Below are 16,742 nucleotides of genomic sequence, written 5' to 3' on the forward strand. Positions count from 1 at the left end.
CAGTTGTGGTGCAATGGCATCCGGTCAGCGTTCATCCATGCCGGCCGACACCAACCAACGATCATACCCCGATCGACAACCGAGACCTTGACGCTGTGGTGACCCCTCCGCCTTCTTCCCACATGGCCGACGCCGCTGCGTCGCCGGGTGCGGGTGCTGGTGTAGCTGGCCCGTCCTTCAGCCCGCTGTATCAGCAAATCAAGGTCCTGATCCTGCGCAGCCTGCAAGCGGGTGAGTGGCGTCCTGGTGAGGCCATTCCGAGCGAGCTTGAGCTGGCGGCCCGCTTCAAGGTCAGCCAGGGCACGGTGCGCAAGGCGGTTGACGAACTCGCGGCTGAAAACCTCCTCATACGCCGGCAAGGCAAGGGCACTTTCGTGGCCACCCATGCCGAGGAGCAGGTGCAATTCCGCTTTCTGCGCCTCGCACCCGACCACCCCGACCAGTCCCCCGACGCCACGCGACGCGAATTCCTCGACTGCCGCCGCCTGCGCGCGCCGGCCGATGTGGCGCGCGCGCTGCAACTCAAGTCCGGCGACATGGTGGTGGAAGTGCGCCGGGTCCTGCACTTTGCCGGCCAGCCGGTCGTTCTGGACGACATCTGGCTACCCGGGCACCTGTTCAAAGGCCTGACGGCAGACCGCCTGAGTCAATACCAAGGTCCGATGTACGGGCTTTTTGAATCCGAGTTCGGTGTGCGCATGATCCGCGCTGAAGAGAAAATCCGTGCCGTGCTGGCCGACGCGTCGGTGGCGAGCGTGCTGCAGGTCGAGGTGGGTAGTCCGCTGCTGAGCGTCGAGCGCCTGTCCTTCACCTACGGTGATCAACCCGTTGAACTGCGCCGCGGCCTCTACCGCACCGACCGTCACTACTACCGAAACGAGCTGAGTTGACAGACAGATCGTGTACCTTTTTTGCGTCTTGTTGTGTGCTTGTCTCAGGCCGGCACATAACAGCGTGAAAACGTCGGGCTGGGGATTGCCCTAAAATCCTCGCTTCCTTGACAGATTATTGACGCTCGGCAGGAGCTCTTACAACATGGCTGACAACGCGAAAACCCCACGCCCCGTCTACCGGAACATTCACGTGAGTGACATCGTCACCTACCGTTTGCCTCTGGCAGGGATCGTTTCGATCCTGCACCGGATCAGCGGCGCACTGATGTTCCTGCTGATGCCTTTCATCATCTGGATGTTCGACGCGAGTGTCACGTCGGAAATCTCGTATGAGTCCTTCACGTCGGTGTTCACGGTCGGTTGTGCCGGTGGCGCGATCCCCGGCTGGTTTTTCAAGCTCATCGCTCTGGCGCTGATCTGGGCTTACCTGACGCACTTCACCGCTGGCATGCGCCATCTGCTGATGGAAGTGACCCATTCCTACTCTAAGCAAGCGGGCAAGTCGACCGCTGTCACCACCCTGGTGCTGAGCTCGGGCCTGACTGTGGTGCTGGCTGCCAAGCTCTTCGGCCTGTTCTGATCCCCACGTCCCGACTGCAGGAAACAACAACCATGTCTCAAAACTACGGAACCAAGCGCATCGTGACCGGTGCGCACTACGGTCTGCGCGACTGGCTGGCGCAGCGCGTCACTGCCGTGCTGATGGCGCTGTTCACCATCGTGCTGCTGGCCCAGGTCATTTTTGGCGGCCCTCTGGGCTATGAAAGCTGGGCGGGCATCTTCTCGTCGCAGTGGATGAAGGTCCTGACCTTCGTGGTCATCCTGGCCATGCTCTACCACGTGTGGGTGGGCGTGCGCGAAATCTTCATGGACTACATCAAGCCGGTCAGCATCCGCCTGAGCCTGTATGTGTTCGCCATCGTTTGGCTCGTGGGTTGTGCCGGTTGGGCCATCCAAGTGCTGTGGAGACTGTAAAAAAATGACCGCTACCTCTTCTCTTCCTACCCGCAAGTTTGACGTCGTGATCGTCGGGGCCGGCGGCTCCGGCATGCGCGCGTCGCTGCAGCTGTCCCTGGCTGGCCTGAACGTGGCCGTGCTGTCCAAGGTCTTCCCCACCCGTTCGCACACGGTGGCCGCTCAGGGCGGTATCGGTGCCTCGCTGGGCAACATGTCCGAAGACAACTGGCACTATCACTTCTACGACACCATCAAGGGCTCTGACTGGCTGGGCGACCAGGACGCCATCGAGTTCATGTGCCGTGAAGCACCCAAGGTCGTGTACGAGCTCGAGCACTTCGGCATGCCCTTCGACCGCAACGCCGACGGCACCATCTACCAGCGTCCGTTCGGCGGCCACACCGCGAACTACGGTGAAAAGCCCGTGCAACGCGCTTGCGCCGCGGCTGACCGTACCGGCCACGCCCTGCTGCACACCCTGTACCAGCAAAACGTCAAGGCTCGCACCCAGTTCTTCGTGGAGTGGATGGCCCTGGACATCATCCGTGATGCCGAAGGCGACGCCGTGGGCGTGACCGCCCTGGAAATGGAAACTGGCGAAGTGCACGTGCTGCAAGCCAAGACCGTGCTGCTGGCCACTGGTGGTGCCGGCCGTATTTACCAGGCTTCCACCAACGCCTTCATCAACACCGGTGACGGCCTGGGCATGGCTGCACGTGCAGGCATCCCTCTGGAAGACATGGAATTCTGGCAGTTCCACCCCACCGGCGTGGCCGGTGCGGGCGTGCTGCTGACCGAAGGCTGCCGTGGCGAAGGCGCGATCCTGCGCAACAGCAATGGCGAGCGCTTCATGGAGCGTTATGCGCCCACCCTGAAGGATCTGGCCCCGCGTGACTTCGTGTCCCGCTCGATGGACCAGGAAATCAAGGAAGGCCGTGGCTGTGGCCCCAACAAGGACTACATCCTGCTGGACATGACCCACCTGGGCGCTGAAACCATCCGCAAGCGTCTGCCTTCGGTGGAAGAAATCGGTCACAACTTTGCCAACGTCGACATCACCAAGGAATCCATTCCTGTGGTGCCGACCATCCACTATCAGATGGGTGGCATCCCGACGAACGTCCACGGTCAGGTCGTCATCCCGGCCAACGGCAAGCACAACGACATCATCAACGGTCTGTACGCCGTGGGTGAGTGCTCTTGCGTGTCGGTGCACGGCGCCAACCGCCTGGGCACCAACTCCCTGCTTGACCTGGTCGTGTTTGGTCGCGCTGCGGGTAACCACATCGTCGACTTCAACCTCAAGACCAAGAGCCACAAGCCCCTGCCCAAGGATGCTGCCGACAAGACCCTGGCACGCCTGGCACGCTTGGACTCAGCCAAGAACGGCGAGTACTCGCAAGACGTGGCCAACGACATCCGCTCGACCATGCAGACCCACGCTGGCGTGTTCCGCACGCAAGCCATCATGGACGAAGGCGTCAAGAAGATCGCAGCCGTGCGTGAGCGCGTCTCGAGCATCGGCCTGAAGGACAACTCCAAGGTCTTCAACACCGCCCGTGTCGAAGCGCTGGAAGTCGAAAACCTGATCGAAGCCGCCCAAGCCACCATGGTGGCCGCTGCGGCACGCAAGGAAAGCCGTGGCGCCCACGCCCACGATGACTTCCCGAACCGCGACGATGACAATTGGATGCGCCACTCGCTGTGGTACTCCGAAGGCAGCCGCCTGGACTACAAGCCGGTCAATCTGCAGCCTCTGACGGCGGAATCTGTTCCTCCCAAGGCCCGTACGTTCTGATCGTCAGCGACACGTCATTAGGAATTCATCATGAGCCAAAAGCGCACTTTCCAGATCTACCGCTACGATCCTGATAAGGACGCCAAGCCTTACATGCAGACCATCGAGATCGAACTCGAAGGCAACGAACGCATGCTGCTGGACGCCCTGGTCAAGCTGAAGAAGGTCGACCCCACCATCTCGTTCCGCCGCTCCTGCCGTGAAGGCGTGTGCGGTTCCGACGCGATGAACATCAACGGCAAGAACGGTCTGGCCTGCCTGACCAACATGCGCACGCTGCCCCAAACCATCGTGCTCAAGCCGCTGCCGGGTCTGCCGGTCATCCGCGACCTGTACGTGGACATGACCCAGTTCTTCAAGCAGTACGACTCGATCAAGCCCTACCTGATCAACGACACGCCGCTGCCTGACAAGGAGCGCCTGCAGTCGCCCGAAGAGCGTGAAGAGCTCGATGGCCTGTACGAGTGCATCCTGTGCGCCAGCTGCTCGACCAGCTGCCCCAGCTTCTGGTGGAACCCCGACAAGTTCGTGGGCCCCGCCGGTCTGCTGCAAGCCTACCGTTTCATTGCCGACAGCCGCGATCAGGCCACGTCCGAGCGTCTGGACAACCTGGAAGACCCGTACCGTCTGTTCCGTTGCCACACCATCATGAACTGCGTGGACGTGTGCCCAAAGGGCCTCAACCCCACGAAGGCCATTGGCAAGATCAAGGAATTGATGGTCAAGCGCGCCGTCTGATCCTGTTGATCTGACTTCCCTGAACTGTCTGCGTTTCCTGGCCCGCCCCGATGACACAAGCTCCTGCCTCCGCTGATCTCACGCCTGACCCGGATGTGCTGCGTCGGCTCCGCTGGCGCTGTCGTCGGGGTTTGCTCGAAAACGACTTGTTCATTGACAAGTTTTTCGAGCGCCACGGCGAAAACCTGACCACGCCCTTGGTACAGGGCTTGCTTGAATTGATGGAGCTGTCCGACAATGATTTGCTGGATCTTCTGCTGGCTCGTAAAGAGCCCGAAGGGGATCTCCTCAAACCAGAAGTCGCCCAGGTGCTGTCCCTGATGCGAGTTGCCAAGGCGTAATCCAAGCCGATTTTCGACGTCCAACTGTCGTCGATAACCCGGTGAGGACCGATAATCCGGACTCGGGAAATCCCTGTCCAAGACTTCTTTCCACACAAGACCGATCCCTTAGGAGTGCTCATGACCCCGTCCGACGTGAAAGCCACCCTGTCGTTTTCTGATGGCAGCCCCAGTATGGAACTGCCGATCTACAAGGGTTCTGTCGGCCCGGATGTGATTGACATCCGTAAGCTGTACGGCCAGACCGGCAAGTTCACCTACGACCCTGGCTTCCTGTCCACTGCTTCGTGTAACTCCAAGATCACCTACATCGACGGTGACAAGGGCGAACTGCTGTACCGCGGTTTCCCCATCGAACAACTGGCCACCAACTGTGACTTCCTGGAAACCTGCTACCTGCTGCTGAACGGCGAACTGCCCAATGCACAGGAAAAGGGCGAGTTCTCCAACCTGGTGTCCCAGCACACTATGGTCAACGAGCAGATGCAGTTCTTCCTGCGCGGCTTCCGTCGTGACGCGCACCCGATGGCCGTCATGACCGGTCTGGTGGGTGCCCTGTCGGCCTTCTATCACGACAGCACCGACATCAACAACCCCGAGCACCGTCAGATCGCGGCCATCCGCCTGATCGCCAAGATGCCCACCCTGGTGGCCATGGCGTACAAGTACTCGGTCGGTCAGCCTTACATCTACCCACGCAACGACCTCTCGTACACCGAGAACTTCATGCGCATGATGTTCGCCACGCCTTGCGAAGACTACAAGGTCAACGAAGTCCTGGTTCGCGCCATGGACCGCATCTTCATCCTGCACGCTGACCACGAGCAAAACGCCTCCACCTCGACCGTGCGTCTGTGCGGTTCGTCCGGTACCAACCCGTTTGCGGCCATCGCCGCTGGCGTGGCCTGCCTGTGGGGCCCCGCTCACGGTGGCGCCAACGAAGCTGCCCTCAACATGCTGGAAGAAATCCAGCGCAAGGGTGGCGTCGAGAAGATCGGCGAGTTCATCGCCGAGGTCAAGGACAAGAACTCCGGCACCAAGCTGATGGGCTTTGGTCACCGCGTGTACAAGAACTACGACCCGCGCGCCAAGTTGATGCGTGAAACCTGCCACGAGGTGCTGAACGAGCTGGGCCTGCAAAACGACCCGCTGTTCAAGCTGGCCATGGCACTGGAAAAGATCGCCCTGGAAGACGACTACTTCGTGTCGCGCAAGCTGTACCCGAACGTCGACTTCTACTCCGGCATCGTCCAGCGCGCCATCGGCATCCCCGTGCAGCTGTTCACCGCCATCTTCGCCCTGGCTCGTACCGTGGGCTGGATCGCTCAGCTGAACGAAATGATCGGCGACCCCGAGTACAAGATCGGCCGTCCCCGTCAGTTGTTCGTTGGCGCCGAAAAGCGCGACGTCAAGCCCCTGGCACAGCGTTGATCTGATCAGCCGGTCTGACCGGCTGACAGGCTCTCGAAACCCCGGCTTGGCCGGGGTTTTTTCTTTTCTGTTTCCATCAATGGCAAGCAGGCCATGAAAGCACCCGGCTTTCATGGGGTAACTCCCCCCGTCCTGCCTTAAAATCGTCATCTTTCCCCACCCCAGGGCCGACCAGCCCTTTGCGCAAGAAGCACCATGGGACGCACCCTCTACGACAAGATCTGGGACGAACACGTCGTCCACACCGAAGAAGATGGCACCGCCACCCTCTACATCGACCGCCATCTGGTGCACGAAGTCACCAGCCCGCAGGCGTTTGAAGGTCTGGACATCGCGGGCCGCAAGGTGTGGCGACTGTCGGCCAACCTGGCGGTGAGTGACCACAACGTGCCCACCACCGACCGCAGCGAAGGCATCAAGGACCCGATCTCCAAGCTGCAGGTTGACACGCTCGACCAGAACTGCGACCGCGTCGGCATCACCCAGTTCAAGATGGGCGACAAGCGCCAAGGGATCGTGCACGTGATCGGCCCGGAGCAGGGCGCCACGCTGCCCGGCATGACCGTGGTGTGCGGCGACAGCCACACCTCCACCCATGGCGCTTTCGGAGCCTTGGCACACGGCATCGGCACCTCGGAAGTCGAGCACGTGCTCGCCACGCAGACGCTGCTGGCCAAGAAGGCCAAGAACATGCTGATCAAGGTCGAGGGCACGCTGCCCAAGGGTTGTTCTGGCAAAGACATCGTGCTGGCCATCATCGGCAAGATCGGCACCGCTGGCGGCACCGGCTACACCATCGAGTTCGCAGGCAGCGCTATCCGTGCCTTGAGCATGGAAGGCCGCATGACCATCTGCAACATGGCCATCGAGGCGGGCGCGCGCGCCGGTCTGGTGGCGGTGGACGACACCACCATCAACTATGTGCAGAACCGCCCGTTCAGCCCCAAGGGTGTCGAGCTGGAGCAGGCGATTGCCTACTGGCGCACGCTGCACTCCGACACCGATGCCGTGTTCGACACCGTGGTCGAGCTGGATGCCGCACAGATCAAGCCGCAGGTCAGCTGGGGCACCTCGCCCGAGATGGTGCTGTCCATCGACGACCGCGTGCCTGATCCCGACAAGGAAAAGGATGCGGTCAAGCGTTCGGCCATGGAGCGTGCGCTGCAGTACATGGCGCTGGAGCCCAACAAGGCCATCAGCGACATCCACATCGACAAGGTCTTCATTGGTTCGTGCACCAACAGCCGCATCGAAGACATGCGTGAAGCGGCCGCCGTGGTCAAGAAGATCGGTGGACGCATCGCGTCGAACGTGAAGCTGGCCATGGTCGTGCCCGGTTCGGGCCTGGTCAAGGAGCAGGCCGAGCGTGAAGGTCTCGACCAGATCTTCAAGGCCGCCGGTTTCGAATGGCGTGAGCCGGGTTGCTCCATGTGTCTGGCCATGAACGCCGACCGTCTGGAGCCGGGTGAGCGTTGCGCCTCCACCAGCAACCGCAACTTCGAAGGCCGTCAAGGCGCTGGTGGTCGCACCCACCTGGTCAGCCCCGCCATGGCCGCTGCCGCTGCCATGAATGGCCACTTCGTGGACGTTCGCCGCATCGCCTGAACCCTGTCAACCGTCTGAGTCACAAGAGAGTCCGCACATGACACGTCTGATTGTTTCCGCACTGGTGGCTTTGTCCGTGCTCGGCCTGTCGGCCTGCAACACGGTGCACGGCCTGGGGCAGGACATTGAAAAGGCCGGTTCGGTCATCTCTGGCGCAGCCAAGTAAGCACACACCATGCAAGCATTCCGCATTCACAAGGGGCTCGTGGCCCCCATGGACCGGGAAAACGTCGACACTGACGCGATCATCCCGAAGCAGTTCCTGAAGTCGATCAAGCGCACGGGCTTCGGCCCCAACCTGTTCGATGAATGGCGTTATCTGGACGCGGGCGAGCCCGGCCAGGATCCGGCCACCCGCAAGCCCAACCCCGATTTCGTGCTGAACCAGCCGCGCTACCAAGGTGCGTCGGTGCTGCTGGCCCGCAAGAACTTCGGTTGTGGCTCCAGCCGTGAGCACGCGCCCTGGGCGCTCGACCAGTATGGCTTTCGCGCCATCATCGCCCCCAGCTTTGCCGACATCTTCTTTAACAACAGCTTCAAGAACGGCCTGCTGCCGATTCAGCTGAGCGAGTTGCAGGTGGACCAGTTGTTCAACGAAGTGGCGGCCTTCCCCGGCTACCAGCTCACGATCGACCTGGAGCGTCAGGTGGTGGTCAAGCCCGATGGCACCGAGCTCGCGTTTGACGTGCAGCCCTTCCGCAAGTACTGCCTGCTCAATGGCTTCGATGACATCGGCCTGACTCTGCAGCATGCCGACAAGATCAAGGCCTTCGAAGCCGAGCGTCTGGCGCAAAAGCCCTGGTTGAACAACCGCATCGTCTGATTTCCTTTTCCCGCTGAGATTCCAACATGGTCATGAAGATTGCAGTGCTGCCGGGTGACGGCATCGGTTCCGAGATCGTCGCCGAGGCGGTGAAGGTGCTCCAGGTCCTGGACCTGCCCTTGCAGATGGACGAGGCCAAGGTCGGGGGCGCCGCCTTCGACGCCCACGGTCATCCGCTGCCCGAGCACACCCTGAAACTGGCCATGGAATCCGACGCCGTGCTGTTCGGCGCCGTGGGTGACTGGAAGTACGACAAGCTCGAGCGCCATCTGCGTCCTGAGCAGGCCATCCTGGGCCTGCGCAAGAACATGGGCCTGTTCGCCAACTTCCGTCCGGCCATCTGCTACCCACAGCTGACCCATGCCTCCAGCCTCAAGCCCGAACTGGTGGCCGGCCTGGACATCCTCATCATCCGCGAGCTGACCGGCGACGTGTACTTCGGTCAGCCGCGGGGTCGCCGTGTGGCGCCCGATGGTGAGTTCAAGGGGGCGGAAGAGGGCTTCGACACCATGCGCTACACGCGCCCGGAAATCGAGCGCATCGCCCACGTGGCCTTCCAGGCTGCGCGCAAGCGCAACAAGCGCGTCACCAGTGTGGACAAGGCCAACGTACTGGAAACCTTCCAGTTCTGGAAGGACGTCGTCACCGAGGTGCATGCCCAGTACCCCGACATCGAGCTGGACCACATGTACGTGGACAACGCCGCGATGCAACTGGTCAAGGCGCCCAAGAAGTTCGACGTGCTCTTTACCGGCAACCTGTTTGGTGACATTCTGTCCGATGCGGCCGCCATGCTGACCGGCTCGATCGGCATGCTGCCTTCGGCCTCGCTGAACGCCAAGGGGCAGGGCCTGTACGAGCCCAGCCACGGTTCGGCCCCCGACATCGCCGGCAAGGGCGTTGCCAACCCCCTGGCCACCATCCTGAGCGCCGCCATGATGCTGCGCTTCAGCCTGAACCAGGAAGAGGCCGCCAGCCGCATCGAGCGTGCTGTGCAGAGCGTGCTGGAGCAAGGCTTGCGCACGCCCGACATCTTCAGCGAAGGCACGCAGAAGGTCGGCACGGCCCAGATGGGCGAGGCCGTGGTCGCGGCGCTCAAGGCACAAGGCTGAGCCTCGCGCCGGTCGTCACAGATTCAGTAAAAGAGGATAGAAACATGGCTACGACTCTGGTTGGTTTGGTGGGCTGGCGCGGCATGGTCGGCTCCGTCCTGATGGACCGCATGCAGGCCGAAGGTGACTTCGATCACTTCGAGCCCCTGTTCTTTTCGACTTCGAACGCAGGCGGTGCCGCACCGTCCGTGGCCAAGAACGAGAAGACGCTCAAGGACGCCTACGACATCAACGAACTCAAGCGCTGCGACATCATCGTCACCGCGCAGGGCGGTGACTACACCACCGAGGTGTTCGGCAAGCTGCGCGCCACGGGCTGGAATGGCCACTGGGTCGACGCCGCTTCCACGCTGCGCATGCAGGACGATGCCGTCATCGTGCTGGACCCGGTCAACATGCCCGTGATCCAGAACAGCCTGGCCCACGGCGGCAAGAACTGGGTCGGCGGCAACTGCACCGTTAGCTGCATGCTGATCGGTGTGGGCGCCCTGTACAAGGCCGGCCTGGTCGAGTGGATGTCCACCCAGACCTACCAGGCAGCATCCGGAGGCGGCGCCCAGCACATGCGTGAACTGCTGACTCAGTTCGGCACACTGAACGCCGAGGTCAAGTCCTTGTTGGACGACCCCAAGAGCGCCATCCTGGAGATCGATCGCAAGATCATCACCAAGCAACGCGCCCTGACCGCTGCCGAGACCGCCAACTTTGGCGCGCCGTTGGGTGGCTCGCTCATCCCCTGGATCGACAAGGATCTGGGCAATGGCCAGTCCAAGGAGGAGTGGAAGGGCATGGCCGAAACCAACAAGATCCTGGGTCAAGGCGAAGGGTTTGGTACGCCCGCCGTGCCGGTGGACGGTTTCTGCGTGCGCATCGGCGCCATGCGCTGCCACAGCCAGGCCCTGACCTTCAAGCTCAAGAAGGACGTGCCGGTTGAGGAGATCGAGGCCATGATCGCGGCCGACAACCCCTGGGCCAAGGTGGTGCCCAACACCCGCGAGGCCACCATCAAGGATCTGACCCCCGTGGCTGTGACGGGTACGCTGACGATTCCGGTGGGTCGCATCCGTAAGCTGGCCATGGGCCCGGAATATGTGGGCGCCTTCACCATTGGCGACCAGTTGCTGTGGGGTGCTGCCGAGCCTCTGCGCCGCATGCTGCGCATTCTGCTTGATCGCTGATCACTGTCGCATCGAGATCACACGGGGCCTGCGGGCCCCGTTTTTCTTGGGTTTTCCTGGTCGTGGAAACGTTTTGTCACAAGGCGGCGAGAAAACCCTGTTGTGACCCGGCGACAATTTGGACACTGAAATTCGCGCAGATATCTGGGTAACCCTGTGAGATACAGCGCGATCAGTATTTGCATGAGCTTGTCACGATATGTGCATGCTGCTATTGTGTTTTCGCTGCGTACAGTCCGCAGGTGTGATGTATCTTGGGACCTCGTTCAGGTCCGGATACCTCCGAGGTCACCAGACCGCCGCGTGACGAGTTGGGAGACGCCTTGAAAGATCATTCGTTGTCCGCGGGGCGTTTCGCCCTGAATCGGGTTGCTGTGGCAGCCGCTGTTGCAGTTCTGTCTGCCTTGCCGATGTCTGCTTCGGCCTTGGGCCTTGGCAAACTGAGCGTCAAGTCGGCCTTGGGCGAGGCATTGCGCGCCGAAATCGACATCACGAGCCTCAATCCTGAAGAGAGCTCGACCCTGCAGGTTCGCGTGGCCTCGCCCGAGACCTACCGTGCTGCGGGGGTGGATTACAACGCGGTGTTGTCAGGGGCGACCATCGTCCTGCAGCGTCGCGCCGATGGCCGCCCCTATCTCCGCATCGCCAGCGATCGCCCGGTGCAGGAGCCGTTCGTGGACGTGATCCTGGATCTGGGTTGGTCGGCCGGACGCTTGGTGCGCGAATACACCTTGCTGTTCGATCCGCCGTCCATGCGCTCGGTGGCTCAGCCCGCTGCCCCCGTGATGGGTGTGCCGCCCGTGGCGACCACCTCACCGGCCCTCAAGCCGTCTCGTCCGGCTGCAGTGCCTCAGTCTGACGCGCAGGCACCTGTGGCCAAGCCGACGCCGGCTGCGCCGCGTCCTGCGCCAGTGGCCAAGTCGACCGCTGAGAAGGACTCGGTGGCGGTGCGTCGTGGCGACACGCTGTCGAGCATTGCCAGCCGGAATCTGCCCAATGGTGTGTCCCTTGACCAGATGCTGGTCGGTTTGTACCGTCAGAACCCGGGCGCCTTCCAGGGCGACAACATGAACCGCCTGCGCTCCGGCGCCGTGCTGACCCTGCCTTCCGAGCAGCAGTTGAAAGCGGTGACGCCGACCGAGGCACGCCAGTTCATCGTGGCTCAGAGCGCCGATTTCTCCACCTATCGTCAGCGACTTGCCGGTGCCGTCGGTGTCGAGGCCACGACGCAAACCCAGCGTCAGGCCAAGGGCAAGGTCGAGGCCGAGGTGCAAGACCGCAAACAGGCTGCAGCGCCCACCCCCGACAAGCTCACCCTGAGCAAGGGGTCGGTGAGCTCGGCGGCTTCGGCGGCCGAAGATCGCCTGGCCAAGGCGCGTGCGACGCAGGACAGCACCACCCGTGTGGCCGAGTTGTCCAAGAACCTCGATGAGTTGCGCAAGCTCAAGGAGCAAGCGGCCACCGTGGCGGCGGCCAGCAAGCCGGTCGCACCCGTGCTGCCTGCTGTGGTGGCCTCCCAGGTGGTGGTGCCGGCTGTGGCCGCTTCGGCTGTGGCGTCGGCAGCTGCCAGCGCCGTGGACGTGGCAGCCAGTGCCGCCGAGATCGTCGCCAGCGCCGCGTCTGAGGTGGCGTCCGTGGCCGAGGCCGCATCGGCGGTCGTGGCTCCCGTGCCCGTTGCGTCGCAGCCGTCTGTGCCGGTGGCGCCCGTGGCCGCTGCGGAGGAGCCTGGCTTCCTCGCGTCACTCAACCCGATGTGGTTGGCTGCGGGCGGAGCCGGCTTGGCATTGCTCGCCGGCGCCGCCATGTTCCTGCGTTCGCGCCGGCGCGCCGACACGGGCGAGACCTCCTTCCTGGAAAGCCGCCTGCAACCCGACTCCTTCTTTGGTGCCAGTGGTGGGCAGCGCGTGGACACCCGCGACGCCACGGCAGGCCCATCGTCCATGAGCTATTCGCTCAGCCAGCTGGATGCCATCGGTGACGTCGATCCTGTGGCAGAAGCCGATGTGTACCTGGCCTATGGCCGTGACCTGCAGGCTGAGGAAATCCTCAAGGAGGCCCTGCGCAGCACCCCTGATCGCCTGGCGGTGCGTGTGAAGCTGCTGGAGGTGTATGCCAAGCGCCGTGACACCAAGGGTTATGAGTCGCTGGCCACGCAGCTGTTCGGCCTGACGAATGGTGCGGGCGAAGAATGGCTCAAGACCCAGGAGCTAGGGCTGAGCATCGATCCCGAAAATCCGCTGTACCAGCCGGGCGGCCAGCCTGGCGCGGTGGGTGGTCAAGCGCCCACCACCGATTTCCTGGGCGCGAGCACGGTGCCGCATTCTTTGGCGCCGGGCCTGGCTGACACCGAGTCGGCGTCTCAAGATGCCCTGATGGACCTGGATCTGGACGCCAGTGGCCGAGTGTCGCAACAGGATGGTGTGTCGGACTCGGTTTCGCCGCAGGTTCAGAACGGCGACCACCTGGCTGACCTGGAGTTGCCCGATCTGGACTCCTTGCCCAGCGGCGAGATCGCGCAAACCGTTGCCCCGGCTGACAAGGGTGACCTCGATTTCGATCTGTCGATCGAGGACCTGCCTCAGGTGCCAACCGTGGCCGCAGCGCCTTCGCCGGCCCCGGTGAGCGAGCCGACGCCCTCGGGCAGCATGCCTTTCGATCTGGGTGACATCACCCTGGATCTGGATGCGCCTGCGCCCGCCAAATCGGCTTTGGTCACCGACGAGGAGCTGGACCAGTTGCCTCTGGCCGATGTGCCTCTGAGTGCTGACCCGATGGCCCGCAAGTTTGATCTGGCTCAGGAGTTCCGCCAGATCGGTGACGTCGATGGTGCCCGCGAGTTGCTGCAGGAAGTCGTCGACAACGCGCAAGACGGCAGTCTGAAGAGCCGCGCCCAAACCATGCTGGACAGTCTGGGTTGATGCGTCATGTCTGATGTGATCTCGGCAGGCGGCGCCAGTGCGCTACCTGCCGCTGACAGCCCTGAGCTGACAGGGGCGACCCGCCGGGTCGCCCTTGGCGTTTCTTACCTGGGATCGGCTTACAAGGGCTGGCAAAGCCAGCCCGGCGGGGGCACGGTCCAGGATGTGCTGGAGGCGGCGCTCGCGAAGTTCGCCGTGCGCCCCATCAAGGTAATGTGTGCAGGCCGCACGGATGCGGGCGTGCATGGCATCAATCAGGTGGTGCACCTCGATACGGACCTCTTTCGCGAGCCATTTTCGTGGGTGCGCGGCACCAATACCTTTCTGCCGTCAGATGTGTCGGTGCAGTGGGCGGTCGAGGTGTCTGCGGATTTCCATGCCCGCAACAGCGCCCGTGGGCGGCGCTACACCTACATCGTGCTGGAGGCGCCGGTGCGTCCGGCGCTGGAGGCGGGTCGCGTGGGCTGGGTGTTTCGCCCGCTTGATCTGTCGGCCATGCAGGCGGCGGCGGCTCACCTGATTGGTGAGCACGATTTCAGCTCGTTTCGCTCGTCCATGTGCCAGTCCCCCACGCCGGTCAAGCACCTGCGCGACATTCAGATCCGGCGTTGCACGGTGCCGAGCGGGGCGTCGGCCTATTGGCGTTTCGATTTCGAGGGGCAGGCCTTTTTGCACCACATGATCCGCAACATCATGGGCTGTCTCATCATGGTGGGCACGGGCGTCCAAACGCCTGACTGGGTAAGGGGGGTGCGCGAGGCCCGGGATCGCAAGGTGGCGGCCCCGACTTTCTCGGCCGACGGCTTGTATTTCATGGGCCCTCGCTACGATCCTGTGTGGTGCTTGCCCGAGCACGTGCCGGGCATGGACTGGTTGCCGGTCTGATCGCCCGGGTTTGCGGACAAGGGCTGGGCGTCGGAACGCTTTTTTGCGACAATCCAGACTTCGAAGCTGGCGGGCCGTGACAGGCCCATGCTTTCTGGATGTCTCCTTCTTCTGTCCACCGCACGCGCATCAAGATTTGTGGCTTGACCCGCGAGGCCGATGTTGATGCCGCCGTTGAGGCGGGCGCCGATGCCATTGGTCTGGTGCTGTATGAGAAAAGCCCCCGCCACGTGGATGCCGTGCGCGCCGGGGTGCTGGCCCGCCGTCTGCCGCCCTTCGTGACGCCGGTGGTGTTGCTGGTGAATGCGTCGCCTTCGCTGGTGCAGGCGGCTCTGGAGGCCGTGCCCCATGCCTTGCTGCAGTTCCACGGTGACGAGACGCCCGCCCAGTGCGAAGCGGTGGGGCGGCCCTATGTCCGTGCCGCGCGCATGGCACCCGGTTTCGATTTGTTAGACTTCACCCTGTCGTTCACTTCCGCACAGGCCATGTTGGTCGATGCCCATGTTGAGGGCTATGGTGGGGGCGGGCAGGTATTTGATTGGTCTTTGCTGCCGCGTCAGCTCTCACGGCCCATGATCCTCTCGGGTGGTTTGCACCCGGGCAATGTCGCGGAAGGGGTGAGGGCGGTGCGGCCGTGGGCCGTGGATGTCAGTTCGGGAGTCGAGGTTGGCAAGGGCCTCAAGGACGCCGGGCTGATGCGCCAGTTCTGTCAGGCCGTGCGGGAGGCCGATCGGTCATGTGCCGAAGCCGCATGAGCGCGGAAAGACCTGGGGCGACCCCGGTTTTCCGCATGGTGAGTTCTTTGAGAGTGACATGCTGAATTATCAACAGCCCGACGCCCGCGGCCACTTTGGCCCTTATGGCGGCACCTTTGTGTCCGAGACACTGATCCATGCGCTCAACGAGCTCAAGGATGTGTACGAGCACTATCGCCATGACGATGCCTTCAAGGCCGAGTTCCGCCGTGAACTGGCCAACTTCGTGGGCCGTCCCAGCCCCATTTATCACGCTGATCGACTGAGCCGTGAACTGGGTGGCGCGCAGATTCACCTCAAGCGCGAAGACCTCAACCACACGGGCGCGCACAAGATCAACAACACCATCGGTCAGGCCTTGCTGGCCAAGCGCATGGGCAAGCCCCGTGTCATCGCTGAAACCGGTGCCGGCCAGCACGGGGTGGCCACGGCCACCATCTGCGCCCGCTATGGCATGGAGTGCGTGGTCTACATGGGCGCGGAAGACGTCAAGCGTCAGTCCCCCAACGTCTACCGCATGCACCTGCTGGGTGCCAAGGTGGTGCCGGTCGAGTCCGGCAGCAAGACGCTGAAAGACGCGCTCAACGAAGCCATGCGCGACTGGGTGACCAACGTCGAGAACACGTTCTACATCATCGGGACGGTGGCCGGTCCGCATCCGTATCCGGCCATGGTGCGCGATTTCCAGGCCGTCATCGGTGAAGAGTGTCTGCAGCAGATGCCCTTGGCCATTGGTCGCCAGCCCGATGCGGTGATCGCCTGCGTGGGCGGCGGCAGCAATGCCATGGGCATTTTCTACCCTTATATCGAGCATGAGGCCGTTCGTCTGATCGGTGTGGAAGCAGCGGGTGAGGGCGCGGCCAGTGGCAAGCACTCCATGTCGCTGCAAATGGGCGTGCCGGGCGTGCTGCACGGCAATCGCACCTACCTGCTGCAGGACGAAAACGGCCAGATCACCGAGACGCACTCGATTTCGGCGGGTCTGGACTACCCCGGCGTGGGGCCGGAACATGCCTACCTCAAGGACATTGGTCGAGCCGAGTACGTGGGCATCACCGACAAGGAGGCGCTGGAGGCTTTCCATCGACTGTGTCGCACGGAGGGCATCATCCCCGCGCTGGAGTCCAGCCATGCGGTGGCTTACGCCATGAAGCTGGCCGCCACCATGCGTCCCGACCAGCACATCCTGGTCAACCTGTCAGGCCGTGGTGACAAGGACATTGGCACCGTGGCCGATCTGACCGGGGCCGAGTTCTACTGCCGCCCCTCCTGCCGCGGTCAGTCCGTCAAGGGAGGCCAGGCATGAGC

At 62.8% G+C, this 16,742-nt stretch carries 16 protein-coding genes; all 16 read left to right on the plus strand.

Annotated features, from left to right (window positions below; all coding sequences use genetic code 11):
- Positions 1–122 precede the first annotated feature (122 nt).
- The 16 genes from AC3WW4_RS06655 to trpB all read left to right on the plus strand — a co-directional run bounded on the left by AC3WW4_RS06655 (position 123) and on the right by trpB (position 16,740).
- Positions 123–890, plus strand: coding sequence for a GntR family transcriptional regulator (locus AC3WW4_RS06655; RefSeq protein WP_488829698.1), 768 nt, complete (start codon positions 123–125; stop codon positions 888–890).
- 145 nt (positions 891–1,035) lie between these two features.
- The gene (gene sdhC, locus AC3WW4_RS06660) at positions 1,036–1,473 is read left to right on the plus strand and encodes a succinate dehydrogenase, cytochrome b556 subunit (protein ID WP_488827589.1); all 438 of its coding nucleotides are present in this window, start codon (positions 1,036–1,038) and stop codon (positions 1,471–1,473) included.
- A gap of 32 nt (positions 1,474–1,505) precedes the next feature.
- A complete protein-coding gene (gene sdhD / locus AC3WW4_RS06665; RefSeq protein ID WP_488827590.1) occupies positions 1,506–1,868 on the plus strand; it encodes a succinate dehydrogenase, hydrophobic membrane anchor protein in 363 nt (120 codons plus the stop codon).
- 4 nt (positions 1,869–1,872) lie between these two features.
- Positions 1,873–3,648 carry a succinate dehydrogenase flavoprotein subunit gene (gene sdhA / locus AC3WW4_RS06670; protein WP_488827591.1) on the plus strand — a complete coding sequence of 592 codons (1,776 nt, stop codon included), beginning with the start codon at positions 1,873–1,875 and terminating at the stop codon, positions 3,646–3,648.
- Between the two features lie 30 nt (positions 3,649–3,678).
- Positions 3,679–4,386 (plus strand): succinate dehydrogenase iron-sulfur subunit, encoded by a 708-nt coding sequence (locus AC3WW4_RS06675; RefSeq protein WP_488827592.1) that lies wholly within the window; start codon positions 3,679–3,681, stop codon positions 4,384–4,386.
- 50 nt (positions 4,387–4,436) lie between these two features.
- Positions 4,437–4,727: a succinate dehydrogenase assembly factor 2 gene (locus tag AC3WW4_RS06680; RefSeq protein ID WP_488827593.1), complete on the plus strand. Its 291-nt coding sequence runs from the start codon at positions 4,437–4,439 to the stop codon at positions 4,725–4,727.
- A gap of 120 nt (positions 4,728–4,847) precedes the next feature.
- A complete protein-coding gene (gene gltA / locus AC3WW4_RS06685) occupies positions 4,848–6,158 on the plus strand; it encodes a citrate synthase (RefSeq protein ID WP_488827594.1) in 1,311 nt (436 codons plus the stop codon).
- 195 nt (positions 6,159–6,353) lie between these two features.
- On the plus strand, positions 6,354–7,763 hold the full coding sequence (gene leuC / locus AC3WW4_RS06690) for a 3-isopropylmalate dehydratase large subunit (protein ID WP_488827595.1): 1,410 nt from the start codon (positions 6,354–6,356) through the stop codon (positions 7,761–7,763).
- Between the two features lie 37 nt (positions 7,764–7,800).
- Complete coding sequence (locus tag AC3WW4_RS06695) at positions 7,801–7,929, plus strand: entericidin A/B family lipoprotein (protein WP_488827596.1); 129 nt, start codon at positions 7,801–7,803, stop codon at positions 7,927–7,929.
- A gap of 9 nt (positions 7,930–7,938) precedes the next feature.
- A complete protein-coding gene (leuD, locus tag AC3WW4_RS06700) occupies positions 7,939–8,586 on the plus strand; it encodes a 3-isopropylmalate dehydratase small subunit (protein ID WP_488827597.1) in 648 nt (215 codons plus the stop codon).
- Between the two features lie 32 nt (positions 8,587–8,618).
- Positions 8,619–9,698, plus strand: coding sequence for a 3-isopropylmalate dehydrogenase (leuB, locus tag AC3WW4_RS06705; RefSeq protein WP_300156146.1), 1,080 nt, complete (start codon positions 8,619–8,621; stop codon positions 9,696–9,698).
- 44 nt (positions 9,699–9,742) lie between these two features.
- The gene (gene asd, locus AC3WW4_RS06710) at positions 9,743–10,876 is read left to right on the plus strand and encodes an aspartate-semialdehyde dehydrogenase (RefSeq protein WP_488827599.1); all 1,134 of its coding nucleotides are present in this window, start codon (positions 9,743–9,745) and stop codon (positions 10,874–10,876) included.
- A 410-nt stretch (positions 10,877–11,286) separates the two neighbouring features.
- Positions 11,287–13,794, plus strand: coding sequence for a motility hub landmark protein FimV (locus AC3WW4_RS06715; RefSeq protein WP_488827601.1), 2,508 nt, complete (start codon positions 11,287–11,289; stop codon positions 13,792–13,794).
- 6 nt (positions 13,795–13,800) lie between these two features.
- Positions 13,801–14,679, plus strand: coding sequence for a tRNA pseudouridine(38-40) synthase TruA (gene truA / locus AC3WW4_RS06720; RefSeq protein ID WP_488827603.1), 879 nt, complete (start codon positions 13,801–13,803; stop codon positions 14,677–14,679).
- Between the two features lie 98 nt (positions 14,680–14,777).
- Positions 14,778–15,434, plus strand: coding sequence for a phosphoribosylanthranilate isomerase (locus AC3WW4_RS06725; RefSeq protein WP_488827605.1), 657 nt, complete (start codon positions 14,778–14,780; stop codon positions 15,432–15,434).
- A gap of 58 nt (positions 15,435–15,492) precedes the next feature.
- Entirely contained in the window at positions 15,493–16,740 is a 1,248-nt protein-coding gene (gene trpB, locus AC3WW4_RS06730) for a tryptophan synthase subunit beta (protein WP_488827606.1), read from the plus strand.
- Positions 16,741–16,742 lie beyond the last annotated feature (2 nt).

This window comes from Aquabacterium sp. TM01, assembly GCF_057808345.1.

Excerpts from the sequence above, each read along its gene's own strand:
- leuB (WP_300156146.1), top strand. The coding sequence starts at position 8,619 with ATGAAGATTGCAGTGCTGCCGGGTGACGGCATCGGTTCCGAGATCGTC.
- AC3WW4_RS06680 (WP_488827593.1), top strand. The coding sequence starts at position 4,437 with ATGACACAAGCTCCTGCCTCCGCTGATCTCACGCCTGACCCGGATGTG.
- leuC (WP_488827595.1), top strand. The coding sequence starts at position 6,354 with ATGGGACGCACCCTCTACGACAAGATCTGGGACGAACACGTCGTCCAC.
- AC3WW4_RS06655 (WP_488829698.1), top strand. The coding sequence starts at position 123 with ATGGCCGACGCCGCTGCGTCGCCGGGTGCGGGTGCTGGTGTAGCTGGC.
- truA (WP_488827603.1), top strand. The coding sequence starts at position 13,801 with ATGTCTGATGTGATCTCGGCAGGCGGCGCCAGTGCGCTACCTGCCGCT.
- leuD (WP_488827597.1), top strand. The coding sequence starts at position 7,939 with ATGCAAGCATTCCGCATTCACAAGGGGCTCGTGGCCCCCATGGACCGG.
- asd (WP_488827599.1), top strand. The coding sequence starts at position 9,743 with ATGGCTACGACTCTGGTTGGTTTGGTGGGCTGGCGCGGCATGGTCGGC.
- sdhC (WP_488827589.1), top strand. The coding sequence starts at position 1,036 with ATGGCTGACAACGCGAAAACCCCACGCCCCGTCTACCGGAACATTCAC.
- trpB (WP_488827606.1), top strand. The coding sequence starts at position 15,493 with ATGCTGAATTATCAACAGCCCGACGCCCGCGGCCACTTTGGCCCTTAT.
- gltA (WP_488827594.1), top strand. The coding sequence starts at position 4,848 with ATGACCCCGTCCGACGTGAAAGCCACCCTGTCGTTTTCTGATGGCAGC.
- sdhD (WP_488827590.1), top strand. The coding sequence starts at position 1,506 with ATGTCTCAAAACTACGGAACCAAGCGCATCGTGACCGGTGCGCACTAC.
- AC3WW4_RS06715 (WP_488827601.1), top strand. The coding sequence starts at position 11,287 with ATGTCTGCTTCGGCCTTGGGCCTTGGCAAACTGAGCGTCAAGTCGGCC.
- AC3WW4_RS06725 (WP_488827605.1), top strand. The coding sequence starts at position 14,778 with ATGTCTCCTTCTTCTGTCCACCGCACGCGCATCAAGATTTGTGGCTTG.
- AC3WW4_RS06675 (WP_488827592.1), top strand. The coding sequence starts at position 3,679 with ATGAGCCAAAAGCGCACTTTCCAGATCTACCGCTACGATCCTGATAAG.
- AC3WW4_RS06695 (WP_488827596.1), top strand. The coding sequence starts at position 7,801 with ATGACACGTCTGATTGTTTCCGCACTGGTGGCTTTGTCCGTGCTCGGC.
- sdhA (WP_488827591.1), top strand. The coding sequence starts at position 1,873 with ATGACCGCTACCTCTTCTCTTCCTACCCGCAAGTTTGACGTCGTGATC.